General features: G+C 48.3%; 23 protein-coding genes. 6 read left to right on the top strand and 17 right to left on the bottom strand.

Going from position 1 to position 26,465, the window contains the following annotated elements; translation table 11 throughout:
• Nucleotides 1-14: 14 nt before the first annotated feature.
• From TW77_RS15735 to yceD, 12 genes are all read right to left on the bottom strand, one after another.
• Nucleotides 15-3,026, bottom strand: a complete 3,012-nt coding sequence (locus TW77_RS15735) for a TonB-dependent receptor (RefSeq protein ID WP_046005934.1) — start codon at nucleotides 3,024-3,026, stop codon at nucleotides 15-17.
• A gap of 513 nt (nucleotides 3,027-3,539) precedes the next feature.
• Entirely contained in the window at nucleotides 3,540-3,686 is a 147-nt protein-coding gene (locus tag TW77_RS25220; RefSeq protein ID WP_156158688.1) for a hypothetical protein, read from the bottom strand.
• Nucleotides 3,687-3,845: 159 nt separating this feature from the next.
• Entirely contained in the window at nucleotides 3,846-5,708 is a 1,863-nt protein-coding gene (locus TW77_RS15730; protein WP_046005933.1) for a DUF885 domain-containing protein, read from the bottom strand.
• Between the two features lie 114 nt (nucleotides 5,709-5,822).
• Complete coding sequence (gene mltG / locus TW77_RS15725) at nucleotides 5,823-6,833, bottom strand: endolytic transglycosylase MltG (RefSeq protein ID WP_046005932.1); 1,011 nt, start codon at nucleotides 6,831-6,833, stop codon at nucleotides 5,823-5,825.
• Complete coding sequence (gene pabC / locus TW77_RS15720; RefSeq protein ID WP_046005931.1) at nucleotides 6,833-7,600, bottom strand: aminodeoxychorismate lyase; 768 nt, start codon at nucleotides 7,598-7,600, stop codon at nucleotides 6,833-6,835. Before pabC ends, mltG begins: the two co-directional genes overlap by 1 nt.
• Nucleotides 7,601-7,714: 114 nt before the next feature.
• Nucleotides 7,715-8,953 (bottom strand): beta-ketoacyl-ACP synthase II, encoded by a 1,239-nt coding sequence (fabF, locus tag TW77_RS15715; RefSeq protein ID WP_046005930.1) that lies wholly within the window; start codon nucleotides 8,951-8,953, stop codon nucleotides 7,715-7,717.
• Between the two features lie 83 nt (nucleotides 8,954-9,036).
• Complete coding sequence (gene acpP, locus TW77_RS15710) at nucleotides 9,037-9,273, bottom strand: acyl carrier protein (RefSeq protein WP_010374019.1); 237 nt, start codon at nucleotides 9,271-9,273, stop codon at nucleotides 9,037-9,039.
• Nucleotides 9,274-9,482: 209 nt separating this feature from the next.
• On the bottom strand, nucleotides 9,483-10,229 hold the full coding sequence (fabG, locus tag TW77_RS15705) for a 3-oxoacyl-ACP reductase FabG (protein WP_046005929.1): 747 nt from the start codon (nucleotides 10,227-10,229) through the stop codon (nucleotides 9,483-9,485).
• 15 nt (nucleotides 10,230-10,244) lie between these two features.
• Nucleotides 10,245-11,171, bottom strand: coding sequence for an ACP S-malonyltransferase (gene fabD, locus TW77_RS15700; protein WP_046005928.1), 927 nt, complete (start codon nucleotides 11,169-11,171; stop codon nucleotides 10,245-10,247).
• A gap of 59 nt (nucleotides 11,172-11,230) precedes the next feature.
• Nucleotides 11,231-12,274 carry a phosphate acyltransferase PlsX gene (gene plsX / locus TW77_RS15695; protein ID WP_046005927.1) on the bottom strand — a complete coding sequence of 348 codons (1,044 nt, stop codon included), beginning with the start codon at nucleotides 12,272-12,274 and terminating at the stop codon, nucleotides 11,231-11,233.
• Nucleotides 12,275-12,285: 11 nt separating this feature from the next.
• On the bottom strand, nucleotides 12,286-12,456 hold the full coding sequence (gene rpmF / locus TW77_RS15690; RefSeq protein ID WP_010382129.1) for a 50S ribosomal protein L32: 171 nt from the start codon (nucleotides 12,454-12,456) through the stop codon (nucleotides 12,286-12,288).
• Between the two features lie 11 nt (nucleotides 12,457-12,467).
• Nucleotides 12,468-12,992 (bottom strand): 23S rRNA accumulation protein YceD, encoded by a 525-nt coding sequence (gene yceD / locus TW77_RS15685; protein ID WP_046005926.1) that lies wholly within the window; start codon nucleotides 12,990-12,992, stop codon nucleotides 12,468-12,470.
• 120 nt (nucleotides 12,993-13,112) lie between these two features.
• Here yceD and TW77_RS15680 point away from each other — a divergent pair, with 120 nt between their 5' ends.
• Nucleotides 13,113-13,700 (top strand): Maf family protein, encoded by a 588-nt coding sequence (locus TW77_RS15680; RefSeq protein WP_046005925.1) that lies wholly within the window; start codon nucleotides 13,113-13,115, stop codon nucleotides 13,698-13,700.
• On the opposite strand, the gene TW77_RS15675 is transcribed toward TW77_RS15680, so the two are convergent.
• On the bottom strand, nucleotides 13,662-14,330 hold the full coding sequence (locus TW77_RS15675; protein ID WP_046005924.1) for an HAD-IIIA family hydrolase: 669 nt from the start codon (nucleotides 14,328-14,330) through the stop codon (nucleotides 13,662-13,664). The two genes, TW77_RS15680 and TW77_RS15675, sit on opposite strands and share 39 nt — an antisense overlap.
• Nucleotides 14,320-15,282 carry a 23S rRNA pseudouridine(955/2504/2580) synthase RluC gene (rluC, locus tag TW77_RS15670; RefSeq protein ID WP_046005923.1) on the bottom strand — a complete coding sequence of 321 codons (963 nt, stop codon included), beginning with the start codon at nucleotides 15,280-15,282 and terminating at the stop codon, nucleotides 14,320-14,322. Before rluC ends, TW77_RS15675 begins: the two co-directional genes overlap by 11 nt.
• 512 nt (nucleotides 15,283-15,794) lie before the next feature.
• On the opposite strand from rluC, the gene rne reads away from it, so the two are divergent.
• A complete protein-coding gene (gene rne, locus TW77_RS15665) occupies nucleotides 15,795-19,199 on the top strand; it encodes a ribonuclease E (protein ID WP_046005922.1) in 3,405 nt (1,134 codons plus the stop codon).
• Between the two features lie 448 nt (nucleotides 19,200-19,647).
• Here rne and TW77_RS15660 read toward each other — a convergent pair whose 3' ends face one another.
• Together TW77_RS15660 and TW77_RS15655 are read right to left on the bottom strand one after the other, a co-directional pair.
• The gene (locus TW77_RS15660) at nucleotides 19,648-20,961 is read right to left on the bottom strand and encodes a transglycosylase SLT domain-containing protein (RefSeq protein ID WP_046005921.1); all 1,314 of its coding nucleotides are present in this window, start codon (nucleotides 20,959-20,961) and stop codon (nucleotides 19,648-19,650) included.
• Nucleotides 20,962-21,012: 51 nt separating this feature from the next.
• Nucleotides 21,013-21,591: an LPP20 family lipoprotein gene (locus tag TW77_RS15655; RefSeq protein WP_046005920.1), complete on the bottom strand. Its 579-nt coding sequence runs from the start codon at nucleotides 21,589-21,591 to the stop codon at nucleotides 21,013-21,015.
• A 202-nt stretch (nucleotides 21,592-21,793) separates the two neighbouring features.
• Between TW77_RS15655 and TW77_RS15650 the strand changes: the two genes are divergently transcribed.
• The 3 genes from TW77_RS15650 to TW77_RS15640 are packed head-to-tail and all read left to right on the top strand — an operon-like array spanning nucleotide 21,794 to nucleotide 25,108.
• On the top strand, nucleotides 21,794-23,503 hold the full coding sequence (locus TW77_RS15650) for a hypothetical protein (protein ID WP_046005919.1): 1,710 nt from the start codon (nucleotides 21,794-21,796) through the stop codon (nucleotides 23,501-23,503).
• A gap of 5 nt (nucleotides 23,504-23,508) precedes the next feature.
• Entirely contained in the window at nucleotides 23,509-24,123 is a 615-nt protein-coding gene (locus TW77_RS15645) for a penicillin-binding protein activator LpoB (RefSeq protein ID WP_046005918.1), read from the top strand.
• Nucleotides 24,113-25,108: an LPP20 family lipoprotein gene (locus TW77_RS15640; RefSeq protein WP_052713219.1), complete on the top strand. Its 996-nt coding sequence runs from the start codon at nucleotides 24,113-24,115 to the stop codon at nucleotides 25,106-25,108. Before TW77_RS15645 ends, TW77_RS15640 begins: the two co-directional genes overlap by 11 nt.
• A 61-nt stretch (nucleotides 25,109-25,169) precedes the next feature.
• Here the strand turns inward: TW77_RS15640 and yejK are convergent, their stop codons facing one another.
• A complete protein-coding gene (gene yejK / locus TW77_RS15635; protein ID WP_046005917.1) occupies nucleotides 25,170-26,186 on the bottom strand; it encodes a nucleoid-associated protein YejK in 1,017 nt (338 codons plus the stop codon).
• A gap of 66 nt (nucleotides 26,187-26,252) precedes the next feature.
• Here yejK and TW77_RS15630 point away from each other — a divergent pair, with 66 nt between their 5' ends.
• Nucleotides 26,253-26,465 (top strand): DUF1414 domain-containing protein, encoded by a 213-nt coding sequence (locus TW77_RS15630; protein ID WP_010382154.1) that lies wholly within the window; start codon nucleotides 26,253-26,255, stop codon nucleotides 26,463-26,465.

Genomic DNA, 26,465 nt, shown 5'->3' with positions numbered 1-26,465 from the left:
AGGGAAAGCGTCAATCAGAAAGTAAAGCGTGCAAGCAAAGAAACAAACCGCTCTTCCTGACGACGTGTCACCAGGCCATAATCCGGATTCAGCTCCAGTTCCTGACCTTCCACCGAGCTGTTGCGGGTTCTGGTTTCGGTGATATCCAGCGCCGCATCGTTATTCAGCAGATTGTAAACTGTGGCCTTGAGCATCAGATCATGACCCGAGATATCGGTATTGTAGGCCATTGATAAGTCGAAGCTTGTAAGCCATGGCAGGTTGTCAATACTGCCTCGCGGAGCCGGATTGCCATGCTCATCATAGTGACTGACATGACCATAGTCCCGGCTCACACACGCATCCCACGGGCTGCCTGCTTTACAGCTATCCACATTACGCGGGTGTAAGGACAAATAGTTTGTCGGCCGCCCGGAAATGGCGCGCGCAACCATGCCCAACGTCAGCTCATCGGTCAACTCATAGGCGCCGGAAAACTTGATTGCATGACGGTGATCATTAGGTAGATCTCCGTACCCATTATCCATCAGGTCCGCATAGTCATAGGACGTTGTCCAGCCTGGATCGGCCTGGTTATTGTCGGTCTTGACCAGACCTTCAGTGTTACCGTAGCTATGAGACCAGGTGTAGGACGAATTGATCCGAAACCGGTCTGTCACATTACCTTCCAGAGTCAATTCCAGTGCCAGATACTTGCGCTTAGCCTGTTGCAGGGCCAGCTCATCAGCACTAAGGGTGATCTCATCAACCTGCCCATCACCATCAAAGTCGTAACTCATGGTAATGGCCTCACCGGGGTTATTCAGTACATAGTAAGAGCTCTGTCCGACGTTATCCTCAATCCCCAATTCAGCCAGTTTTTTGGCCAATACAGGACCCACGTCGGTATCTTCCACGCTGCGCCCTAAGTCACGATAGATGGCGCGAATTCCAAGCGCCATATCGCCAAACACTTCCTGCTGGTAACCCAGAGTGAACTCATCCGAATACATTGGTTTAAGGGAGGATGACGCTATCAGACCGGGCTCTGTGATCCCCCTTTGTCGCCAGTAACGCTCTCGCAATTGCGCCCCTCTGCTGGGCGCGCCATCAGGGTCCAAAACTGGCACGCCATTGGCGTCAACCTGATCCAATGCAAAGTACTCAAACCATTCAATGGATGACGAGCCCAGTGTTACGTTCATGTTGGCCGACACAGGCTGAAAGTAACGCCCATAGGTTGCAAAAATCTTAGCGCTGCCATCGCCGTGTAAGTCATATATGGCTTGCAACCTGGGCGCGATTTGCCCTGTCATATCGACAAACGCTTCGCCGGTAGAGGTCGAATTGTCAAACTCGCTGTATCTGACCCCCAGGTTAAGCACCAGGTTGTCTGTTGCCTGCCAGCTGTCGTTCACATACAGTGCCAGCGACGTAGAGTCGGATTTGTCGCCCACTTCCCGGGTGCGCACGCGACGCTCAATATAGTCCGTGCCCTGAGGTGCGCCCGAAATATCGTCCTCCGACGCCGTTAAGATAGTCCACCAGCCCTGCGCCTCGCCCAGACCATTTTGTCCTTCGTAATAATCCACCGTAATTTTGCTGTAATCGATACCAAACGACACTGAGTGCAATTCCAGATCCCAGGTAAAGTCCAGCTTAAACTGATCGCGAATAAACTCTTCTTCGGTGATCCCGCTGGCGGTATGTGAGGAGACAGTAACAAAGCCGTCACGCTCGTCCCAAACACCCGGATCCGTCGAAGCAACCACATTTTCCACGTTTTCCGACACCCGCCCAACGACAGCGGAAACACTGAAAAAATCGTTGATATAGCCGTTATAGTTCAGGCTATATACTTTACCGCCATCTTCACCCGGTGCGGCAACCCCTCTTTGCTCTCCCACCACATTGGTTTCCCAGTCGTACGCAAAGGAAGTGGTTTCCCAGGTTCGCTTGTTGTTCATCGCAGAAAATCCCACAGAGTGGTCCTGATTGATAAACCAGTCTAACTTGGCGAACCAGCGATCTTCCTCCCGCGCCCGATCGTTATAGACCGTTTGTCTGGCCCAGGTTTCATTTTCCCGGTAAGGTGCCAGCAGGCCATAGAAAAACAGTGAGTCTTCAACCAGTGCACCACTTGCCCACACCTGAAACTCTTTATACGTCTCAGTAGATTGTTGAGTATTGGTGTAGTAGCCGACCACCCCGTTTTGCTGGTATAGGGCGTCGTGCTGGCTGCGCAAGCTATCCGGGTCGTAGCGCATCTCAACGCCTAATTTGAAATCATTATCACCAGACTTGGAAACTGCATTCACGATACCGCCCAGTGCGCCACCAAACTCGGGGCTCACTCCCCCCGTTTTCACCTGAGTTTGCGCAATTGCTTCCCAGGGCAGTCGTATTGAACCCAGCCCGGTACGAATGCTGGTGACATTGAGGCCGTTAAAGTAATAGCCATTTTCTGCCGACGAAGAACCACCAAAGCTGGAGGCGTCTTTAAACTCGGAGCCGCCTGGCTCTGCGGTGCCCGGTGCCAGCAGTGCAATACTCTCAAAGCCGGTATTAACAGGCATCGCTTTAATTTCTTCGTCTGTATAGGTAACACCTGCGGTGGAAGAAGCCATATCAACGAGACGAATGGCCGTACCTGATACCGCGATGCGCTCGATATCCGATGCGCCGATGCGATTAAGCTGCGCATCCAGTAACACCGACTGGCCGATGCTGACCTGAACCTGCTCTTCAAGCACAGTTTCAAACCCGTCCTTACTGATCGATACCCGATATTGACCGACCGGTAAGTTACGCAGAATGTATTCACCCTGAGCATTGGTTCTGACGCTAAATGTCAGCCCTTTTGCTTTGTGGGTAAAGATGAGCTCCACATCGCTCAGGTCGTTGCCCTGCCCACTGACGATACTACCTCTGATCAAACTGTTGCCATCTGCAGCAAATGCAGGTGCCGCGCCACCTAATGCCAGTGCGATTGCACTCGCAGCCAGCGTTTGACGGATCACCTGCGTATTATTTTTATTGTTACGCATTTTTAATTCCTGTTGAGTTCCCATTGATGTTGTGCCTGTCACAGACCTAATCACCCTACAATGAATTTATATTGTATACAATATTTTTTATTCCGAAATCTAAAACTTGTCATCTTCAATATTTTCTGTTGCACAGCTCAACAGAAACTCACCAAATACAAGACCCGGCTCAGAGTCGACCGCAGAACCTGTGCTCCGTTACACAGCTAAGAGTCTGTGATATCGAATATTGGGAGTACTTGAGTAATTAAAACAACAACTAGAATTGGAAAGTTACGATAAGGCAGATGCTAGGCGAGCGGATTCATTCTGTGTTTACACCAAACGAGTAAGCTAATGCAGAGGCTTTTAACGCTTTGTAGTAATAATTTTTTGAGGTATTGAGTGAGTATTCAATTTAAAAATTCGGATGGGTACTTGTAACTTTGGTGAAGTGAAAGCTTGTCAGTATACAACCAACACTGTTCAAAAATAGCAGTGTTGGTTGAAGCTTAAATCAATGGGTAGTCTTTATTAGTGCTTGTGTCCTTCAGCACCCTGACATTCAGTATCGGAGTTTGTGAGTCCTCCCCCTGCCACATTTGGTGTCAAACCTCTTGCCAAGCCTTTGTTTTCAGTTGCTAATTTTTTTACTGGCTTTTTCTTTAAGTTAAGTTTCATTTTAGGTCTCCTTCTATTTAACTCAAAACCACAGTAGACAGAAGTGAGTGAAAAGCAAACAAAAAATAAAAAAGAGAGTCAAACTATTAATAAATTAATAAGGCTAAAGCTTCCATTCTCACCAAAGCTGTAAGGTGGCTATACAGCCACCTTCTAAAGTTAGCTTTGTGATGCAACCCAGCGGTCGACGTCGTCTTCCACAATCGCCAGGGGTCTGGCACCTTTGAGTAAGATCACATCATGGAACGCTTTGATGTCAAACTTGTCACCCAGCGCCTTACGGGCTTTATCGCGCAACTCAACGAGCTTAATCATTCCCAGCTTGTATCCCAGCGCCTGACCAGGCCAGGCGATATAGCGATCAATGGCCGCTGTGACATCGCTCATAGCCGAGCCCGTCGCTTCAGCAAAGTACTCAATCGCTTGCTGACGCGTCCATTGTTTATAGTGCAGTCCGGTGTCGACCACCAGGCGCGCAGCCCGATAGGCTTCTGCCTGCAAACGACCCAGGTCGCCAAACGGGTCGTTCTCGTACATCCCCATTTCATAGGCGACTAATTCTGAATACAGTGCCCAGCCCTCAATATAGCCATTGAACGAGGCATTCTGACGCATCAGACCAATATCTGTCTGCAGCATGTTGAGCGCAATCTGGAAATGGTGACCGGGCACGGCTTCGTGATAGGTCAGTGTTTTCATACCAAAGCTGGGGACGGCCTTCATATCTTTAAGGTTGATGGCAAATACCCCGGGACGACTGCCATCCAGAGAAGGCGCGCTGTAATAGCCACCCGGTGCACCGGCTTCCACTTCTTTAGGAATACGGCGTACCTCTACTTCTTGCGGCGGCAAAGTTGAAAAGTACTGCGGTGCTTTTTTATTGATGGTCTCAATTTCTCCACGCAGGAAGGTCAGCAATGCTTCACGCCCCGCGTCACTGTCTTCGTATAAAAAGCGAGGTTCATCATTTAGCTGCTTCATACGATCGCCCACAGAGCCTGTGGTATAACCATTTTCGCGCAGGATCTCGTCCATCCGTTCGGTGATCCGTTTAACTTCAGCAAGTCCAATATCGTGGATCTGCTGAGCGCTGAGATCCGAATCGGCCAGATAGGTAATTTCATGCTGGTAAAAAGCTTCACCACCAGGTTGCGCCCAGATCCCAACTTTTTCAGGGGCTTTTGCTTGTAACACTTTGAGATCGGCAATCACACGCTGGTATGCGGGGTAAATCTTTTTATCAACCAATGCTGTAGCCGCATCAACGAGCTCAGTGCGCTGTGCGTCAGAGATAGAGGCAACTTGTGATAACCTGGCATCAAATGAAGTAACCAATGGGTGTTTCTCGCCCGCATGCGCGGTAAAGTTATTCAGGTATCCAAAGGTATTCGGGAACAGGACCTTGGGCAGGATGATGCCCTTTTCAGCATCATCCGCCAGCTTACCCCGGACCTGATCGGTCAGAGCTGCAAACGCTTCCAGCCTGGTCAGATAGTTTTGCGCATCCTGCAGATTTTCAACGCTATGCTGATCCTTAAGCAGGTTTGGAATATCCACCAGAGGCCCGGAAAGCTGATTAACAATATAAGGTAAGTGGCCACCCCAGGTATCTATATAACCGCCGCTAAATTGGGCATCACCGGCATAATAACGCGCCAGCACTTCGTTCACACGCAGGTGTAAACGATCATCTTCACTCATTTTATGCGCTTGCAGGCGTTTTAGTTTTTCTGCCGCATTATTCATATCAATTTGCAACGCCTGCATGCCCGATGCTGAGTAGTCAGGCAGCCTGTCGGCATAACTGCCGTATTGATCGGTGGATAGCTTTAAGGAGGTTGCCAGTGCAGGTTGATGATTAATAAAGGTTTGTGTATAGGCGTCAACTTGCTTGTCAATATCTGCGCGTGACAATGGCGCAGCAGCAGTCGCTGCTGAGTCGGCCTGATTGACCCGGCTTTCCTGAGCACAGCCCGACAGAGCAATCGCTACTGCGAGCGTGAGCGCGTTCAACTTATTCATTACTTAGCTCCAGTTTTTATTCTGCGTGTAGTGTATGTTGCTGGTATATCATATTTATCTACAATATACAGCCGCTTGCGACCACTCGTTGCGCCGCGTAGATAGTTGGCTTATTCAGCCATTTTGTTTATTCAGTATATAGCGCTGCACCGCCTGATTGTGCTCTCGTAAAGACTTGGAGAAATAATGGCTGCCATCCCCTTTTGAGACAAAATACAGATAATCCGTTTGTGCCGGCTGAGTGGCTGCTTTAATCGCAGCGAACGACGGCATGGCGATGGGTGTCGGAGGTAAGCCCTTAATTCGATATGTGTTGTAAGGCGTATGTTCGCGTAAATCACGGCGCTTGATGTCGCCGTCAAAGCGCTCACCCAGACCATAAATAACCGTCGGGTCCGTTTGTAGTCGCATCTTGCGGTTCAGGCGGTTTACAAAGACAGATGCAATGATCGGACGCTCTTGTGCTTTACCTGTTTCTTTTTCGATGATGGATGCCAGGATCAGCGCCTCATAGGCTGAGCTGATGGGCAAGTCGGCCGCCCTTTGTTGCCATGCGGATGCCAGCTGCTGATGCATACGCTCGCTGGCACGTTTTATCAGGGCAGATGCTTTACTGTGCGCGTGGTAATGATAGGTTTCGGGATATAACCAGCCTTCCGGATGAAAAGCCTGATCACCGGACAGCCCTGCTGTATCAAGGCGCATGTGCTTTGCCACGTCCGCTTCGTTCAGGTCAAAGTGAATAAAGGGTGCATCTTTGAGGTTTGTCAGTACCTGTTTAAAGGTTTGCCCTTCAATAATGGTGAACATGAAATCGGCCTGCGCCCCGGCACTTAGCTTTGATAGCGCATCGAGTACACTCAGACCCAGTAATTCGTAGACACCCGCTTTGACTTTGACTCGCTCCGGGAACACTTTGCCGTAAACCTGATAAGGCAAGCAGCTGTCTACCCAGCCCTGGCGTTGCCAGCGCTGGCAAATGGCCAAAAAGCTGTCTCCCCGCTTCACCTCAAAGTAGTGGGTATCGCTGCGAAGTGGTGCATCCTTAAACTCTGAAATGGTGTGCGTGGCTGCCAGTACAACAATGACTAATCCCAACAGCAAAAGTAAAATCAGCTTTTTCATCATGATCTAACAACAAGCTCCTTTGCCCAGGCATGCGCCTTATCCAGGTTGAAACAATGATTCTCAATCTGACGTACCGGCACCAGGCCCATCAGGCTGTTACACAGATAAACAGCGTCCGCCACATAAACAGACTCCAGGCTCAGAGAAGTCGTTTGAATGGCGTTATGCTGTTGCAGGCTTGAGAGAAAAACACCCTGGATCCCACAGTGAGATAAATCGGGCGTATACCAGTGCTTATCTTTATAGATCAGAATGTTGGCTGCCGAACTTTCGATGACCTGGCCGTGTAAATCCAGCACAAGGACGTCATCCGCAGCTTTGTGGGCGGCATTTTGTTTAATGAGCACCTGCTCAAGGCGGTTTAGTGTTTTCAGTCCGGCCAACATAGGTTGGTGACCCAGACGGACATCTGACAAGGCCAGAGTCACACCCTCATCATGCCAGCGCGCATAATGGGCCGGATACGACGATAGCGACACCAGCGTTGTAACCTGAGGCTCCTCAGGCAAGCCATAACCCCTGCCGCCTTCTCCTCGAGTGATCACCACTTTGAGCACGCCCTGAGCCACTTCCCTTGACGCACACTCGCATTGCTCTGTCAGTGCCCTGTAGTCTATCTCTGGGAAATACAAAGCATTTGCACACTGCGCCAGGCGTTTTAAGTGGCCTTCCCAGCGCTCCAGTTTTCCCGCTGAAATTTTAACCGTTGTAAAAAAGCCATCGCCATAATTGAGGCCCCGATCCCGGCTGCTTACCTGCTGCATTAATCTTTACCACACCAAATTGATTGCGCCAACTGTATCATATCTGAAGTTTAGACGGTGCCATATGGGCATAAAAAAACCCGGCATTGCCGGGCTTCTATACTGAGTTAACTATCAGACTTTCTTAAACAACAAAGAGCCGTTTGTGCCGCCGAACCCAAATGAGTTACATAGCGCATAGTCTAACTTAGCATCACGTGCCGTGTGAGGTACGTAATCAAGGTCGCACCCCTCATCCGGATTATCTAGGTTGATGGTCGGCGTGACCTTTTGGTGCTGTAGTGACAAAATACTGATGATAGACTCTACAGAGCCTGCAGCACCCAATAAGTGACCCATCATAGACTTAGATGAGCTCACCATCACATCTTTCGCAGCATCACCGAAAATAGACTTAACGGCTGAAGTTTCTGCCTTATCACCTGCAAATGTTGACGTACCATGTGCATTGATGTAGCCAATCTGCTCGGCGTTAACACCGGCATCCTGTAAGGCATTTTCCATCGCCAGTGCAGCACCTGCGCCATCTTCTGGCGGTGACGTCATGTGATAAGCATCGCCACTCATACCAAAGCCAACCAGCTCTGCGTAGATTTTCGCGCCACGTGCTTTCGCGTGTTCATACTCTTCCAGCACAATCACACCTGCACCATCGGCCAGGACGAAACCATCACGATCTTTATCCCAAGGGCGCGACGCCGCTTGTGGATCATCATTGCGTGTCGATAAAGCACGCGCTGCACTAAAGCCACCCATACCAATTGGCGTCGACGCTTTCTCTGCGCCACCGGCAACCATAGCATCCGCATCGCCGTAGGCTATCATACGTGCCGCATGGCCGATGTTATGCAGGCCTGTCGTACATGCCGTCACAATAGAAATGTTAGGGCCTTGCAGGCCGTGCATAATAGACAGGTGACCTGAGATCATATTGATGATGGTCGAAGGCACATAAAAAGGAGACAGCTTGCGAGGGCCGCTATTCAGTAGCTTGACATGGTTTTCTTCAATCAGCGTCAGGCCCCCGATCCCAGAACCCACAGCGACACCAACGCGCTTGGCATTTTGTTCTGTGATTTCCAACCCGGAATCTTTAAGCGCCTGTACGCCCGCCGCGATGCCGTACTGAATGAACAAGTCCATTTTCTTGGCATCTTTCTTTGACATGTATTGAGTCTCGTCAAAATCATTGACCAGACCCGCAAATTTGGTACCGAACTGAGTTGTGTCAAAGTGTGTGATATTGCGAATACCACTTCGGCCTTCTAACAAGCCCTGCCAGGTTGACTCGACGTCATTACCTAGCGGCGTCAACATACCTAAGCCAGTTACTACGACTCGACGTTTAGCCACGGTTTCCTCCAAAAGGGATTTTCGAAATGATGGGGGGATAAATGATCAGGGCAGCGAATGCTGCCCTAATTTAAAACCGTTAATTACTCAGCGTGAGCAGTAACGTAATCGATCGCTGCCTGAACAGTAGTGATTTTCTCAGCTTCTTCATCAGGGATCTCAGTGTCGAACTCTTCTTCCAGAGCCATTACCAGCTCAACAGTGTCAAGAGAATCAGCACCCAGATCGTCTACGAAAGACGCTTCTGATTTTACTTCTTCTTCTTTAACACCTAGTTGCTCAACGATGATTTTTTTTACGCGTTCTTGGATGTCGCTCATTCTTCTTTCCTTTATTTAAACGCTATCGCGTTAATTTCAGATTGCGGCGTAGTTTACGGCGCATCATACTGTGATTCAAGGATTGACCATGACTTTTTTTTCTGGTCAAACCTGTTACTAAATATTTTGTACTTTTATCGCCTATTTTAATAGCAATTTCAAGTAAGATTGCCGCAAGATCACAAAAAATTAAACCTCGCGAGCAATTGTTACACCATATACATAGCGCCGTTTACGTGCAAAGTTTCGCCAGAAACATAAGCACCAGCATCAGATGCGAGATAAACTGCTGCCGCTGCGATTTCTTCCGGCTTACCAAGGCGCCCTGCTGGCACGTTCGCGAGCGTTGCCGCCTTTTGCTCGTCAGTTAGCTCATCAGTCATGTCTGTTTGGATAAAGCCAGGTGCAATCACGTTAACGGTAATACCACGTGATGCCACTTCTCGGGCCATAGATTTTGAGAAACCAATCACACCTGCTTTAGCAGCTGCATAGTTCGCCTGACCCGCATTACCCATTGTGCCAACCACAGAGCCAATATTAATGATACGGCCTGATTTTTTCTTCATCATAGGACGCAAAACAGCCTTAGACAAACGGAAAATTGAACTCAGGTTAGTATCAAGGATCTCATCCCACTCTTGATCTTTCATGCGCATCAACAAGTTATCACGGGTAATACCCGCATTGTTAACCAACACATCCACATCACCCAGGTCTTGCTTAATCGCCTGAAGCGTGGCTTCAATCGATTCTGCGTCAGTTACATTAAGCTTGTAACCTTTACCATTTTCGCCCAGATAGTCAGAAATCTTTTCTGCACCCGATTCGCTTGTTGCAGTACCTGCTACCTTTGCACCTTGTGCTACCATCGCATTTGCAATAGCCTTACCAATACCACGGCTTGCGCCTGTAACAAGTACCACTTTACCTGTTAAATCAAATAGGTTTGTCATATTCAATTCCGTCATTTACTTAGCAGACGTGATTGCTGCCGTATCATTGACGGCGCTACACGCTACAGATTTATCAATTCGTTTAACCAGGCCAGTGATAACTTTACCCGGGCCAAATTCGTAAGCCTGAGTGATCCCTTCTTTCGCCAATTGCTGTACCGTCTCAGTCCAACGCACGGGGCTATATAGCTGACGAATCAGGGCATCTTTAATTGCATCACCACTTTGCTGCGCAACAACGTCGACATTATTGATCACTGGAAAGTTGGGTGCTGAAAACTCGATCTCGGCAAGATCTGCTGCAAGTTGCTCGGCCGCAGGTTTCATTAACGCGCAGTGAGAAGGCACGCTTACAGCCAGAGGCAGTGCACGCTTCGCTCCCGCCTCTTTACAGGCTTCTGATGCACGCTCTACCGCTTCTTTGTGACCAGCAATGACCACCTGGCCTGGAGAGTTGAAATTGACCGGCGCCACAACTTGCTGCTCTGATTGTTCCTCACAAATCTTCGCAATGGTCTCGTCATCCAGACCTATGATTGCAGCCATTGACCCAGTACCTGCCGGTACTGCCTGTTGCATATACAAGCCACGTTTTTCAACCAGTTTAACGGCCGTAGACAGCTCAAGCACGCCTGCACACACCAGGGCAGAATATTCACCCAAACTGTGTCCCGCTAATACCAGTTCAGCGTCTACCTGTTCGGTTTGCCATTGACGGAAAATCGCCACACTGGCAGTCAACAATGCAGGCTGGGTGCGGTGTGTTTCATTTAGCTCGCTTTCAGGACCATCTAAAACGAGTTTTGCCAGGTCATAACCCAGTGCTGCAGAGGCCTCTGCAAAGGTATCCTGAACAACTTTGGAAGTTTCTAATAATTCCGCCAACATGCCAACGCTCTGAGAGCCCTGGCCTGGAAATAGTAAAGCAATCTTTTGTGACATAGTGTGCTCTTATGATTTCTGTATTCTGCCATTTCCTTAGCCACACTATTTGGATGAAACTAGGATCTGACAGATGTCTCTTCAATCGGCGCCATTTCTTCAAAGGCCGCCTGGATTTTATCTGGAATACGTCTATCGACCTCTCTGGCCGCTTCTTCAATCGCGGCCATAAAAGCCTTCTTCGACGCATTTCCGTGACTTTTCACTACAATACCGCGCAATCCTACCAGACTTGCGCCATTATACTGGTCGGGGTTCACACGTTTATACAGTTTTTTTATGACGGGCCTGAGTAAAAACGCCAGACTGCGGTAAAAAAGGTGCTTTTTCAACGCTTTTGTAAACTTAAACATGATAAGTTTGGCAATTCCTTCGCAGGTTTTCAATGCGACGTTACCAACAAAACCCTCACACACAATGACGTCTGACTTACCTGAAAATATATCACTCCCTTCGCAATAGCCCTGATAATTGATGGCGGAACAGCCTTGCATCAATCTGGCAGCTTGCTTTATCCCATCGTGCCCTTTTATGTCTTCAAGCCCGATGTTGAGCAGGTGAACTTTAGGTTTGTCCAGTTTCAGTGCAGCACCTGCGACTATGGAACCCATAATGGCAAACTGTAATAAGGTTTCGGGATCGCACTGTATGTTAGCACCAAGGTCCAGCAAATAAACGGGTTGTTTTTTTTCTGTTGGTACAGAAGTGATTAAAGCGGGCCTTTTGATACCGGGCAGCATTTTCAGAACGTAGTGCGCCATACTCAATAGTGCGCCAGTATTACCGGAACTGACACATGCTTGCGCCTGACCTGACTTAACCAGGTCCAGTGCCACTCGCATGGAGGAATTTCGTTTGTTGCGCAATGCCTGAGCCGGATCACACGTATTGGTGACGACTTCGTCGCAATGCTTAACGATTAAACGTGGATGTGACAGGGCGTTGGCTTTTTCGAGCGCACTTTCAAGAACGGTTCGGTTGCCACAGAGCAACAAAATTAAGCGGGGGTGTTTTTCGACTGCAGCGAGCGCGGCAGGTATAGATGAACGGGGGCCGTAATCGCCCCCCATCATATCTAACGCTATGGTTAGATCAGCGTGCATAAAGCAATCTCTTACTTAGAAATTACTTTTTCGCCTTTGTAGTAACCGTCAGCAGTTACGTGGTGACGACGGTGAGTCTCACCAGAAACTTGATCTACAGTTAGTGTAGGACCGTTAATAGCATCGTGTGAACGACGCATGCCACGACGTGAACGTGACACTTTACTTTTTTGTACCGCCATTAGCCTATCTCCTAAGAATCTTTCTTAAGTTGTTTTAAAATTTCAAATGGATTTGGTTTACTCTCTTGTTCTTCTATATCACCAAAGCTAACTGGCTTATCAGAAAAAGAACAAGATGCTTCTGTATGCTTAGGAACGATTGGGATCGCCAGTATCAACTCATCTTCGACAATTTGCCGCAGATTAATCTCACCTTCTTCATCCAACTCCACAACATCATAACACTCAGGGAGTTCTTCCGACTCTGTACCGAATCCGACTGGCGAATACGCAAAGTCTTGTTCCAAATCCAACCCTAATTCATCGTTACAACGCTGACACAGCACGGTGACTTTGGCTTGCACGTTTCCACGTACCACAACCAAACCTTGCTGGTCTGTTTCGCAACGAATAGTTACCGCTATTTCACCTACTTGATCTTGCACAACTTGCTGCAAACGAGAAAGTTCTTCAAGCGCTATCACACCGTCATAACTGGCCCGGCGCTGTGCCGCTTTGCAAGGATCAATGGTGATGGGAATTTTCACCTTTTGCATAGGGGCTGCATCATATAGATAGTTAATGCTTTAGTCAAAGCAAAATTAAACTTTCATATTGTTTTTAACCACGTTGTGATTATCCTATGGAGAATTTACTACAACGCAGTGACGGTACTTATGAAATCACCACTTATATTAGCCTCCAGCTCACCATTTAGACAGCAAATTTTAGCAAAATTGTGCCTGCCATTTGACAGCTTTTCTCCCGACATTGATGAATCAGTTTTACCTCAAGAGACGCCTGCCGAGCTGGTTGCCAGATTAAGTGAAAGCAAAGCGCGTGTCGCGCATCAGAATTATAGCAGTGGATTGGTCATTGGCTCAGATCAGGTCGCTTTATTTGACGGCCAGATCCTCGGTAAACCTCACACGGTGGAAAACGCTCATGCGCAGCTCAAACAATTCAGCGGTCAGGTGGTCACTTTTCTCACCGGGCTATGCGTCTATGAGCTCGAGACGCAGCGAGCCGTAACTAAAGTTGTGCCGTTTAAAGTGCATTTTCGTCAGTTAACAGACGCCCAGATTGAGCAATATGTCGCAAAGGAGCAGCCGCTTAACTGTGCGGGGAGTTTTAAAAGTGAAGGACTGGGTATTTGCCTGTTCGATAAACTTGAGGGAGACGATCCCAATACATTAATTGGGCTCCCTCTGATTGAACTGACTAAATCACTGGGCGAATTCGGCGTCGACGTACTCGGACAGTAGGAAGTCACTCAGCTGAGCATAACTATGGCACAATGCCAGTGGCGCGTAAGCCTTGAGCTGCGCTTCGCTGGCAGCACCAAGGGTGACAGCGACAGCCGGTACTTTGGCATTGCTTGCCAGCGCCATATCAATCCCGGTATCGCCTACCATAATAGCCTCTTCAGGGGACACATCCAGCTCATGCAAGATCTGCAGCAGCATATCCGGATCGGGTTTTGACTTTGCGTCATCCGCTGTCTTAGTAACACTAAAGTAGTCACTCAAACCACTGTGCGCCAACAAATTATCCAGGCCTGCACGACTTTTGCCAGTCGCAACAGCAAGTAAGGTCCCTTGAGCCTTCAATTCTGCCAGTAGTGCTGCAACTCCCTCAAACACGATGATGGGCGTTGTGTCTTCTTTATATAGACGTTTATACGTCAATGCTAAATCAGCCGCCTTATCTTGTTGCTCTGGGAACAAAGTTGCCATGGCCTTCTCTAGTGACAAACCTATGATTGACTTGGCTGCCTCATTTGAAATGGGCTCAAGCCCATGACATGCCGTTACCTTATGAAGGGTATTAACAATTTTAGGCACAGTGTCCATGACCGTACCATCCCAATCGAAAATAACCAGTTTATATGCCATGGGTACCTCTTAATGTTGCAAGGCAGTGCTCCAGCGCTTTGTCCAGCGGTGCTTCAACATGAAGCGTAGTCTCATGCTTAGGATGGATAAATCTGAGCTCACGGGCATGCAAGAACAAGCGACCCAGGCCGAGCTGGCGCATTTGGCTGTCGAACACCTGATCGCCATACTTATCATCACACGCTATTGGGTGACCTTTGCACTGAGTATGCACACGGATCTGGTGGGTGCGTCCCGTGACAGGCGATGCCTGAACCAAAGTCGCACCGTTGAAGCGTTCCAGTACCCGAAAGCGCGTATGCGACGCTTTGCCTTCTTCGTGATCAACTCGCACCACCCGCTCGCCGGATTGCAGGGTGTTTTTGCGCAGCGGCTCAGTGACATTTTTATGCTTTGCAGACCACTCACCACACACCAGAGCCCAGTAATTCTTTTCCATGGTTTTTTCTCTGAGCTGTTCGTGCAACCCTTTGAGAATGGCGCGACGTTTTGAGATCAGTAAACAGCCGGAGGTATCACGATCGAGACGGTGTACTAACTCCAAATTTCTTTCTTCCGGGCGCAAAGCACGAATTGCTTCAATCAGTCCATAGCTCAGACCGCTGCCGCCGTGCACCGCCATGCCGGATGGCTTATTCATGACAATCAGATACTTATCTTCATACAGAATCGCATCTTCCAGCCCGGCTACTTTGTCCAGGTTCTTTGGTACAAACTCTGACTTCTCTGCCACTTTAACCGGTGGAATACGCACTTCGTCGTTCAGTTGCAGCTTATACACCGGCTTGACCCGCTTTTTGTTAACCCTGACCTCCCCTTTGCGAAGAATTTTGTAGATTGCACTCTTTGGCACCCCCTTGAGGTGGGTAAGCAAAAAGTTATCTATGCGCTGACCGAGTTGGTCTTCTGTTATGGTTACAAAACTTACCTTTAAGCCGGTTTTTTCTGACATTGCCTAATCACTGAATTGAGTAATAATTTAGTTGCTATCACGGAGGTATTAGTGGGATAATCGGCCCGCCTATCTTTGCGAGCGTGCTTTTTATCGCATTGATGCCGCTGTGATGCACATCTTGGGTGGAGGATCATACAGATTAGAGCTGAGATTTCCACAGCTTTATCGACCCGGCCCAGTGACAAATACGTGCGTTTAATCTTAAATGAAGCGTGTAATAGTTCATTGTACTGATTAAACACAGCTAAATAACCGAAATTAAAAGCAATAATTATTAATGTCTTGTGTAGTTTAGTCGGGATACGTTTAGGCCCGTGCGACATCCGCAAGTTGAGTGAAACACTCAGTAACCCGCCACTTAAAAAAGCAGTGTGGCGTAAGCGTTACATGCGGAAGTAAATGATTGTTCCCGTCTCCCAGTCGTGAGACTGCATTATAAAAATAGGAACACTAAACACCTGAACTAGCGTGCACAGGCAAAGTGTAAAAAAATTAAGTAGAGTAAAAATATGAAACGTATGCTGATCAATGCGACGCAGCAAGAAGAAATGCGCGTTGCACTGGTTGACGGCCAGCGTCTGTACGATCTTGATATCGAAAGCCCTGGTCATGAACAGAAAAAAGCTAATATTTACAAAGGTAAAATCACTCGTATAGAACCTTCCCTAGAAGCCGCTTTTGTTGATTATGGTGCTGAGCGCCACGGTTTCCTCCCTCTCAAAGAAATAGCCAAAACATACTTCCCATCAGGTTATACCTTCAACGGTCGTCCAAACATCAAAGATGTGATCAAAGAAGGTCAGGAAGTCATTGTTCAGGTTGATAAAGAGGAACGAGGCCAAAAAGGTGCGGCACTGACCACTTTTATCAGTGTTGCCGGTAGCTACCTGGTACTGATGCCAAATAACCCTCGGGCAGGCGGTATTTCTCGTCGTATCGAAGGTGATGAGCGTATCGAGCTAAAAGAAGCCTTGAGCCGCCTGAATCTACCTAAAGGCATGGGTCTGATCGTACGTACAGCGGGTGTGGGTAAGTCTTTTGAAGAATTAGAGTATGACCTGAAAGCCTTGCTGGTACACTGGGAAGCTATCCAAAATGCTGCGGACAGCGGCAAAGCACCTTTCTTAATCCACCAGGAAAGTAACGTTATCTTCCGTGCTATCCGCGACTATTTGCGCCGCGATATCGGTGAGATCCTGATTGATAAAGCCCGTGTATTCGAAGAAGCGAAAGCCCATATTGAGCGCTTCCGCCCAGACTTTATTAACCGCGTTAAGTTATACCAGAACGACGTTCCGCTGTTCACGCACTACCAAATCGAAAGCCAGATAGAGTCAGCTTTCCAGCGTGAAGTGCGTTTGCCTTCTGGCGGCTCAATCGTCATTGATCCAACTGAAGCACTGACCTCTATCGATATCAACTCCTCTAAGGCAACCAAAGGGGGTGATATTGAAGAAACGGCACTAAACACCAACCTCGAAGCGGCAGACGAAATTGCTCGTCAACTACGTTTGCGTGACCTGGGTGGTCTGATAGTGATCGACTTCATTGATATGACGCCACCACGTCACCAGCGTGAAGTAGAAAACCGTCTGAAAGATGCAGTACGTGCCGACCGCGCCCGCGTACAAATTGGTAAAATTTCACGCTTCGGCCTGCTAGAAATGTCACGCCAGCGCTTGCGTCCTTCACTGGGTGAAGCCAGCCAGCATTCTTGTCCTCGTTGTGACGGCCAGGGCACGATCCGTTCAAACGAATCAATTGCTTTGTCTATCCTGCGTCTAATCGAAGAAGAAGCGATTAAAGAAAACACGGCTCAGGTTAACGCACAGGTACCTGTAAAAGTGGGCTCTTACCTGCTTAACGAAAAGCGCCGTGCGGTTCAGCGCATTGAAAAGCGCCACAACTGTGACGTTGTGATCATTCCTAACCAGCACATGGAAACACCACATTATGACGTGGTCCGTCTGCGCAAAGATGATGTGCCAGAGAGTGTGAGCTACGAACAGGTTGCTACCCCTGAAGTTGAAGAGATAGCCGCACCTATCGCTGCGCCAGTGGTAAAAGAAGAGCCGGTTCTTAAAGGCGTTGCAATGCCAACTGCCCCAGCGCCAGCCCCTGCAGCAGCGCCACAAGCTGCACAAACAACCAAGCAGCCAGAGACTCAAAACAAAGCACAAGAGGAAGCGGGCCTGCTAAGCCGCATCGGAACTTGGCTGAAAGGCCTGTTTGGTGGTGAGGAAGAGCAAAAAGAGGAAGAGCAGCCTAAGCAGCAACCTCGACAGCGCCAGGACAATCGTCGCCGTAACCAGCAACGTCGCAAAAACCGTAACCGTAATGACCGTCGTAACGATGGTCGTAACGATGGTCGTAACGATGGTCGTAACGAAAACCGCAGCGATGAGCGTAACGACAGCCGTAAAACTGAGTTAGACAATAACGACAGCAAGACACGCAAAGATGAACGTAACGACAACCAGGAACGCAGCGAAGGCCGTAACAAGCGCCGTCGTCAGAACCAGCGTCGTCGCAACGATTCAGATAAAGCAAAGCAAAGTGCTGAGCCAGTTACTGAACAAAAGCAAGACAATACTGAAAACGCAACTCAGGAGAAAGCGAATAAGCCACGTCGCCAGCGCCGCAACCTGAAAAAGAAAGTACGTATTGAGGGTGAAGTAAAAGCCACTCAAGCTAATGACGAGAGCGCTAACACGCAACCAGAGCGTGCACAGACTCCAGAGCAGCAGCCTGAGCCAGCACAACAGCCAGTTACCGAGCAAAGCAATGACGCTACAGTCAAAGCCGCAGCCCCGCAAGAAGCTGCAGAGCAAGTGCAAACAGTAGATGCACCAGCTGATGAAGTGGTAACACAGACTCAAGCATTGAGTCAGAACAATGCGCAGGGTGAAGAGACAAGCGAAGAAGACAAAGAGCAACGAGAGCAACCTCGTACTCGCTCTCGTCGTTCGCCGCGTCACCTGAGAGCGGCAGGTCAAAAGCGTAAACGCAACGACAATAAAGACGCAACACCGGCATTTGTACCTGTTGCTGATCAGGCTGCCGCCGAGTTTGAAGCTGAGCTAAACGCTACTGCAAAAACATCAGACGCAGAGCCACAGCAAGTGGCGAGTGAAACTGAAGCGCCTGTTGTAGACGCGCCAGTAGCGGAGCAAGTGGAAGCACCTACTGCTGAAGCGCCTGCTACTGAGCAAGTGGAAACACCTGCTGCTGAAGCACCTGCTACAGAGCAAGTGGAAGCACCTGCTGCTGAAGCACCAGCTACAGAGCAAGTGGCAGCAACTGCTGATGAAGCGCCTGCTACAGAGCAAGTGGAAGCACCTACTGCTGAAGCGCCTGCTACTGAGCAAGTGGAAACACCTGCTGCTGAAGCACCTGCTACAGAGCAAGTGGAAGCACCTGCTGCTGAAGCACCAACTACAGAGCAAGTGGCAGCAACTGCTGATGAAGCGCCTGCTACAGAGCAAGTGGAAGCAGCTGCTGCTGAAGCACCTGCTACAGAGCAAGTGGAAGCAGCTACTGCTGAAGCGCCTGCTCCAAAGCAAGTGGAAGCTCCAGCTGCTGAAGCGCCAGCTACAGAGCAAGTAGAAGCACCTGCTGCTGAAGCCCCAGTAACAGAGCAAGCTGAAGTAGCTCCTGTTGTTGAAACGCAGGAAACTCCTGTAACTGCAACTCCTGCAGCGCAAGTTGTATCGGGCCGGGCACGTTACCAATACGTCGCCGAAGCGCCAATGACAAAAGCAGCAGCTGATGACAGTGCAGAGGTTGCTATTACTGTCTCGGCAATGCCAGACTCAATGCGTGAAAAGGTCAGTGACAGTGGCCAGGGTTCTGGCTCTAAGTCGCCAACAGCACGAGCCAGCTCAGCAATGGCATCGCCAGCAAGCTACGAATAAGCTTTGCATAACCACTAAAAGGGGCCGCCTAAGCGGCCCTTTTTGATCCTCCCTAAAGTCCCCGTGAACGCTGAAAGTTCATAACGCTTACTCAATCAAGCTCAGAGAAAGCAACGTATAACCACCCACTCGCTTCAATAGCTTCAGCTGCCATGCGAAAGGTTCAAGATGATGGGGGCCACCCGCTTGTTTAAACAGTCAGCAAGGCAAGAATATCTCGTCGTTAAACAGTTAAACTTTGCTGTTTTGCACCTCTTAACTAGACCTATGCCCAATAAATATCAGAGGTTTTCTTCTTAGACATGGCTTTCAGGTAAATGGTGATGAGTATCAGGTGACAGCGATCAGCTAGGGCGCAAAGAATTGCATCAGGCTGGTCATTTGATAAAAGAAAAGCACAATGAAACGGGAATACCAGCTCTGTTCGAACTGTTATTCCCGTGAGGAATTAAATATAGAGTTTTTCAGTCGCCAGTACTTTTTTCAGATAGCGGCGCGTTTCGTTGTAAGGCAAACCTTGCTGCAACGCCTCTAGCACACGCTCAGGAGACAGTGAGTTAATCACTCTCGCTGCACGTTTGATATTGCGCGAACCGTCAGCATTAAACACACTCGCGACATTACCCGCGCCCGTGTTATACGCTGCAATCATGCAGTACTTACGGCTCAAGGGATCCTTAATCGCACTCAGATAACGATCATTGAGCAAATGTAGGTAGGCAGTACCGGCCTCGATGTTATTATCAACAACATACAAATACGGCGGACTCATTGGCTCATCCAGCTTGTGCAGGAAGCGATTAACATCAACCCCCGCGCTGGTAGGCACGATTTGCATTAAACCAAATGCCGGAATATGTGATTTTGCTAACGGATTAAAGTGGCTTTCTGTATGCATAACCGCCAGTACCAGGCTGGGTTCTATTTCAAAACGCTCACTTTGCTTTGCTATCTGGCCTTGGTACTGGGCTGCACGTTTATGTGCCAGGCCATTTTTCGGCATTTTAATCCGGACCTGGGTGACCTGCTGAGGCTCAGTCTTTGAGATTTGTTTAACAGACTTGGTCAGATTTTTAATGCGCTTGGTAGCCAATTGATCCAGCTCCGCCTTTTTGGTTGTAAGCTGCTTGCTCGCGGCTTCAACTACTTGCGGATCAGACTCCAGCGCCAGTGCTTCATCGGCTTGCTGTTCTGCGAGCTTCTTCTGCTCCTGGGTTTGCTGCTTGATCTGGGCTTTTGCCGCTATAATGGACTTCACACGAAGTCCATTATCTATCGCAACTTGTTTGCGCTCACTCACGCCATCGTCCAGAGCACCGCCACTGAGAAATGAACGAAACAGCTCATCTTCAGATTGTTTAAATCTCTCAATCGCCTGTGAAACCTGCTCATCCGAGACATGAGAACCGGCATGATGCCGCACACTGAGCACAATTTCATTGTTTTCAAAATCGACTTCCAGGCGCTCCCGGTTATCCTCGGAATAGCTGACAAACTGGCTTTGGTCAGAAACCTTCGCTTCTCCCCACTGTTGGATCAGTTGGTCACGAAACGCATCAAATTCAGCAAAATGCGTCTCAACATAGTCATTAAATTCTTGTAAATGCTGCGCCTTATAGCGCTCAAATTCCGTTTGTTCCTGGGCGCTGTTGTCATAGGTTTGCATTGCCGCTTCCAGCTCATTAAATAAACTGGATGTACTGGCAACCGCTGCCGCGGCGGCAAACTGAGATGCAATCGTCAATGCAAGTATGGTTTTCACAGCCCACTCCTATCAATGAATAGCGCACCTTTCGGTGCGCTAACGAGTCGATTAATTGGTTAATCTGGCGATTTCTTTTTCCAGATCTTTTTCTGCTTTAAATGCCTTGAACTCCTGATACAGGAATTGCTCATCTTGCGGATTAATTTGTTTCTTGCTCTCTTTCACCAGGTCTTTAAACAGACTTTTTGTCAGTGCCGGTGATAATGTCGTCAGTGCACAGAAATAATCTTTGCCGCCAATTTCAACGACGTCGGCTTTAATCACACGAGAGCCATTAAGCGTTTGCTTTGTTAGCTGCTTTGAAACTGAGCTAAACGTCGCGCCCACAGTGGTTTCTTCGTTCGCATCGGTACGGTTAGAAAATGTTTTGTCTAGCCCTTCAATGCGTGTTTCAATCTGTTGAGCCAACGCCAGCCTTGCGTTAGCCACTGCCATTTTCTGGTCAATCGAGATGTTTCCAGAGAACTTCACACAATCGGCAGCTGCGATGCCATTTTCAACAGCCGGGTTCAAAACCCAGTCTGGTATATTTATCTTCGACTCAGAGGCAGTTTTTTCTCCAGTCGAGCTACAGGCTGTTAACATCCCTGCCACGAGCATAGTAGTAATAAGCGGTTTGATCTTCATGATATTGTCCTTCGAGCTATTGATTGCTAAGCGATGAATTAAATTTAACAAAAGCCAGATTGCTTTACAGTAATAAATTGTAAGAACGATTTCTTACAATATTCAGCTTCAAAAAAAGCAAAATAATCTTTAAGTTAGTGCAAATATATCCAACTTTTTTGGTATAGTCACCGTAAACTTTATTACAAGCAAAGGAAGCGTAATGCTCTCTCTATTCAATACTTTGCATTATCGAGCTTGGCTAACCGTGGCACTGATTGTGGTTCTGACTGGATGCAATACAACACCCGCTAACAAAAATGCAATTCTGCTTGCCCAGCAAGGTCAGTTTGAGCAAGCAAAGACCGCGATTGAAACTTCGTACCCGGCTTCGGGTAAAAATAAACTGTTACGCCACCTTGAGCTTGGCACTTTGTATCATCTTGAGCAAAGATACCAGCTAAGTAACGAAAACCTCGACAAAGCCAAAGCGATTATTGAAGAGCAATACACCATCAGTGTTTCGGAACAAGCGCTGGCATTGCTAAGCGGCCCGACTTACACGACGTTCTCCGGGAAAGAGTTCCACCGCCCGCTTATCAATGTTTTTAAAGCACTGAACTATAACGCTTTAGCAAATCAATACCCCGCACAAAGACAATATTACCTGGACGCCGCCCTGGTTGAAATGCGCCAGCTTGATACCTACTTATCAACGCTCACTGATGAAACTGGTGGTTATGACGGAAAACCCAGCGGTGACGGTCTCACCGACCGAGTGATGCGCATTTTGCAGCCGCTACTGGCACCAAACGACCTGCTAAAAAACATCGATTATAAAGATGACGCCTTTGCTCATTATATCAGTGGCATTCTTTATGAAAGTAGCAACGAGCTGGATGCAGCCCGTATTCAGTATCAAAGGGCCGCAGAGGCATTTGAGCAAGGTTTTGCAGACCAGTACGACTTAGGCACTCACGCCACAAAACAGGCCTATACGGACCTGGCACGCGTCATGCAAAAAGCCGGTGGCTATCGTAATGAACTGAACGAACTCGAGGAAAAATGGGGCGACAGCATCAATGAAGCCAGGCAAGCGGGTCCCCGCCTGACCGTTGTTCAAAATGCGGGCATTGGCCCACAACGTAAAGAGTTTAATTTACTGCTACGCGCAGACCACAGTGCTAAAGCATTGGTTGTTACCCCTATCCTTTGGGGAACATCAGCGGAGCGAAAAGCGCAAATGTGGTGGTTCCAGATGCTGTACGCAGACACCAGCCTGTTCGATATGATGCAAAACTACGCCACCGGCGACCTGGGTGACGTTGCCATGGGGGCATTGACCAAACGTCTGCCATTAGGCGACACTCTGTGGCAAAGCGCAAAAACGGCTGGATTGATAGACGCACTGGAGCACGGTAGTCGTATTGCGGTGACCTACCTCGAGCCATTCGAGCAGAAAATAGATAAATCTGAACTTTGGATTGAAGGTAAAAAAGTCGCTGAACTGGATAACTATCACTCTGTTAGCCTGCTGACCTTACAAAGCGCGCTGAAAAATGCCAACCGGGAAATGCAAATTGCACTTACCCGTGAAGTGGTTAAAGCCATGACTGCCCATAAAGCAATACAAAGCACCGGGCTGCAGGCATTTGATGGCTTTGCTAAATTGGCAACCAGCGTAGTAAACGCGGTCACGGCCGGTGCCGACCTACGCCAGTGGCAGTCACTCCCAGCGCAGATCAAGCTCACCCAGGTACCGGTAACCTTGGGCACCGTTAATATCACGCTCAAAACTAAACTGCGCTCGGGCAAAGTAATAGAACAATCTGACACACTTGAGATCAACAAAAATATGACGCTGTGGCATACCCGTACTTTCATTGAAAGTGCCCAATCCGCAGCACCAACCACTCTGCTTACAATGGAATAATTGTTATGAACTGTAAAACCACACTTTTAAAGCTAACTCCTTTGGTTGTTGCATGTAGCTTAGCTATTACTGGCTGCTCGTCAACAAAAGTACAAAGAGTAGATGCAAATCAAGAGGTTGCTCTTTCTGACAAGTGGAACGGTAAGGACTCGCAACTGGTTGCAGAGGCCATGATCAACGATATGTTGAGCTTTCCATGGGTTAACGATCACTTACAAAAAGAAGGCACTCGCCCTGCTATTATAATCCAGTCAGTACGCAACAAGTCGCATCAGCATATTGCGGTTGATACCTTTTTAAATGACTTAAAACGTTCAATTTTACGCAGCGGCCAGGCGGACTTTGTTGCAAACAAAGATGTTCGTCAGGAGATCCGCGACGAAAGGAAAGATCAGGAGCTTAACGCCAGCCTCGAGACACAAAATGAGATGGGTCAGGAACAAGGTGCGGATTATGCCCTGTCAGGCACCATCAACTCATTCGTTGACGAGCAAGGCGGCGATCGCGTAACTTTTTATCAGGTCGACCTGAGATTGATCGATATGACCACAAACCGTGAGGTATGGAATGGACAGAAGAAAATTCAAAAACTGCAGGAGCGCTCGCGCTTTGGCTTCTAAGCCGCTGCTTGCCACTTTGCTAACAGCCGCAATTCTTAGCGGCTGTAGCGCAAATAACGCAAGCCAGACACCTGCTGATACTAAGCCTGCATGGATCACTGCCATGCCCAGTTCTAGCTACATGATTTATGGTGTTGGCAGTGCGCAAAATACCGGTGACTTGCAGCAGGCCAAACTGGCAGCACAGGAGTCAGCCAGACTTGCTCTGGCTAAACAGCTCAATGTAACCATCTCAGCCAATACCCGGATTGAGCAATCTGCCACTGAGAAGTCAATGCAGTTTCACGTCGATGAGCTGATTAACTCTCAGGTGCCTGACATTCATTTGCAGGGGGTTAAAATTGAAGATGAATACATCAGTGCAGATCAGCAAACAGCGTTTGCATTAGCAGTCTTTAACCGCACCGAAGCCGCCATGCAAACAGAGTTGACCATTCGTGCACTCGATGAAGAAATTGCCCAATTCAGATTGGCAACTGGTGGCGGTAAGTCTGGGCAGTTGAAAAAGGCCGTCGCGCTTAAAGAGCTGTTAGTCAAACGCAGCAAGCAGAATCGTTATCTGACACAGCTGCAAGCTGCCCCAATCGCCTTGTCTGACGCTGTTCGCGCTAAGCAAGATGAAGCGGATGCAGTCATTAATAGCATCAGCTTTAGTATCGAGGGTGACACTCCTGCACATCGCAAGGTCCGCGATATCCTGGCAAAAGCGCTCAGCTCTCAGGGGATCAAAGTCACCACCGGTGAGGCGGACTTTACCCTAAAGTTTACCGTAGACTGGCAGGACATGAGCAAGGCTAACACTTTTTACAGTGTGGCTGAGAGCTACTTAGTCGTAATGGAAAACGGCGAAGAGCAGGCACATTTTAATACCAAAGTGAAAGCAGCATCGGGTTATAAAGATACGGCCAGAAGCAACGCCATGACTAAGTTGGCAAACAAACTAGGCACTCAACTGGCGCAGTTTGTGGTGACCGGCAAATCCTAAGCTGAACAATCCCTATTGTCGGCTTAACGAAAAGGGCTAACACAAGTTAGCCCTTTTTAATTTACTCACTGTCTTCTTGATAGAATTTTTCCAGCTGATCTTTGAGGTTTGGCGGCACACCCTTAATGGTTAAAGTGTCATTTTGCGGGTCATATAATACCCGCTCACCTAAGTGCTTGCGCTCGAATCCCACGCTAACGCCTCCACCGAGGCCGGAGAATTTAACCATCGTAGTGACCGTCTTTTTATCCAGCGGAAATGACTCCTCCAGCTCATAGCCTTGTTGCTTATAAAAGTCTTCAAACTGAACATCCGAAGACTTAGACACTGTGTCTGACAAAGATTCGACATCGGCATCTTCGCCACTATTGATACAGTCATTACAATAATCAAAGACCTCTTTGCGGATCGCGTCTTTCTCTTCTTTACCAAACTGTTGTTCAGCCAGGTAGTCTTCTACCGCGTGCAGCATAGTCTGCGACTGCTGTTTAGGGTCAATGCCTTCAGCACAGCCCAGAAAATCGAGGAAAAAATCCGCTACTTTTCTGCCCGCACGGCCTTTAATGAACGAGATATAGCGGTTTTCGTCCGCTTGCGTATCCCAGGCTGTCAGGTCTATACGTGCCGCCAGCTGCATACGCGAAATATCTAAATGTCTTGATGCCGCCAGGTCCAGCTCAGAGGTAATCGAGTAGTGCTCTTTGATGTTGATCATGGCTATCAACAAATAGTCGCTGGCAACATACTGATAATGACAAAACACCAGATAGCCGGTCTCGTTGAACGCATATTTGTTCAACTCTTCTTTCAACACTTCGGTTGCTTGCTGTGTAAGATGCCAAAAGGCCAGCTCATTATTGCGGTAGCTTTGCATTGCTGAGGCAACGCGGCTGTCTTTATCGGGATCAAAAGCACAAAAGCCTTTTCCGGGCTTGCCATTGTAGGCGTGATGGAGCTGCTCGATAAATACCGCGACCCTATCATTAATCTGCATCTCATCTTCGCGTAAATGAATTTGTGTTTCTTCGTCTTGCTTGTCGACATAGTGTACAACAAGCTTGTTCACCTCAATGCTCATCTTTGTTTTTAACGCCTCTGGTGTTAGAATAGAAAGAATTATAACTCTTTTTATTTGAACCAACCGATGCCTATCCAGTCAAAATATTCCAACGAACAAGTAGAACAAATTGTCGACCAACTGTTAAACGTACTGACAGAGAATCAGGCAACCGTTGATTTAAGCTTAATGTGTTTAGGAAATTCTATCACGCACATCATTAAAGAGCATGTGCCAGAACAGAAAAGACAAGCGGTTGCTGAAAATTTTGCCAAGGCGTTGACTCAGTCGGTAAAGTAA

The organism is Pseudoalteromonas rubra (genome assembly GCF_000967655.1).
Taxonomy (GTDB): Bacteria; Pseudomonadota; Gammaproteobacteria; order Enterobacterales; family Alteromonadaceae; genus Pseudoalteromonas; species Pseudoalteromonas rubra_A.
Note: the sequence above shows the minus strand (reverse complement) of the source record. Positions and strands in the feature narration are given on the sequence as shown.

What these genes read in the sequence shown, in the direction of transcription:
- TW77_RS15735 (WP_046005934.1), bottom strand. Translation starts at nt 3,026, where the DNA reads ATGCGTAACAATAAAAATAATACGCAGGTGATCCGTCAAACGCTGGCT.
- TW77_RS25220 (WP_156158688.1), bottom strand. Translation starts at nt 3,686, where the DNA reads ATGAAACTTAACTTAAAGAAAAAGCCAGTAAAAAAATTAGCAACTGAA.
- TW77_RS15730 (WP_046005933.1), bottom strand. Translation starts at nt 5,708, where the DNA reads ATGAATAAGTTGAACGCGCTCACGCTCGCAGTAGCGATTGCTCTGTCG.
- mltG (WP_046005932.1), bottom strand. Translation starts at nt 6,833, where the DNA reads ATGAAAAAGCTGATTTTACTTTTGCTGTTGGGATTAGTCATTGTTGTA.
- pabC (WP_046005931.1), bottom strand. Translation starts at nt 7,600, where the DNA reads ATGCAGCAGGTAAGCAGCCGGGATCGGGGCCTCAATTATGGCGATGGC.
- acpP (WP_010374019.1), bottom strand. Translation starts at nt 9,273, where the DNA reads ATGAGCGACATCCAAGAACGCGTAAAAAAAATCATCGTTGAGCAACTA.
- fabG (WP_046005929.1), bottom strand. Translation starts at nt 10,229, where the DNA reads ATGACAAACCTATTTGATTTAACAGGTAAAGTGGTACTTGTTACAGGC.
- fabD (WP_046005928.1), bottom strand. Translation starts at nt 11,171, where the DNA reads ATGTCACAAAAGATTGCTTTACTATTTCCAGGCCAGGGCTCTCAGAGC.
- plsX (WP_046005927.1), bottom strand. Translation starts at nt 12,274, where the DNA reads ATGCACGCTGATCTAACCATAGCGTTAGATATGATGGGGGGCGATTAC.
- rpmF (WP_010382129.1), bottom strand. Translation starts at nt 12,456, where the DNA reads ATGGCGGTACAAAAAAGTAAAGTGTCACGTTCACGTCGTGGCATGCGT.
- yceD (WP_046005926.1), bottom strand. Translation starts at nt 12,992, where the DNA reads ATGCAAAAGGTGAAAATTCCCATCACCATTGATCCTTGCAAAGCGGCA.
- TW77_RS15680 (WP_046005925.1), top strand. Translation starts at nt 13,113, where the DNA reads ATGAAATCACCACTTATATTAGCCTCCAGCTCACCATTTAGACAGCAA.
- TW77_RS15675 (WP_046005924.1), bottom strand. Translation starts at nt 14,330, where the DNA reads ATGGCATATAAACTGGTTATTTTCGATTGGGATGGTACGGTCATGGAC.
- rluC (WP_046005923.1), bottom strand. Translation starts at nt 15,282, where the DNA reads ATGTCAGAAAAAACCGGCTTAAAGGTAAGTTTTGTAACCATAACAGAA.
- rne (WP_046005922.1), top strand. Translation starts at nt 15,795, where the DNA reads ATGAAACGTATGCTGATCAATGCGACGCAGCAAGAAGAAATGCGCGTT.
- TW77_RS15655 (WP_046005920.1), bottom strand. Translation starts at nt 21,591, where the DNA reads ATGAAGATCAAACCGCTTATTACTACTATGCTCGTGGCAGGGATGTTA.
- TW77_RS15650 (WP_046005919.1), top strand. Translation starts at nt 21,794, where the DNA reads ATGCTCTCTCTATTCAATACTTTGCATTATCGAGCTTGGCTAACCGTG.
- TW77_RS15645 (WP_046005918.1), top strand. Translation starts at nt 23,509, where the DNA reads ATGAACTGTAAAACCACACTTTTAAAGCTAACTCCTTTGGTTGTTGCA.
- yejK (WP_046005917.1), bottom strand. Translation starts at nt 26,186, where the DNA reads ATGAGCATTGAGGTGAACAAGCTTGTTGTACACTATGTCGACAAGCAA.
- TW77_RS15630 (WP_010382154.1), top strand. Translation starts at nt 26,253, where the DNA reads ATGCCTATCCAGTCAAAATATTCCAACGAACAAGTAGAACAAATTGTC.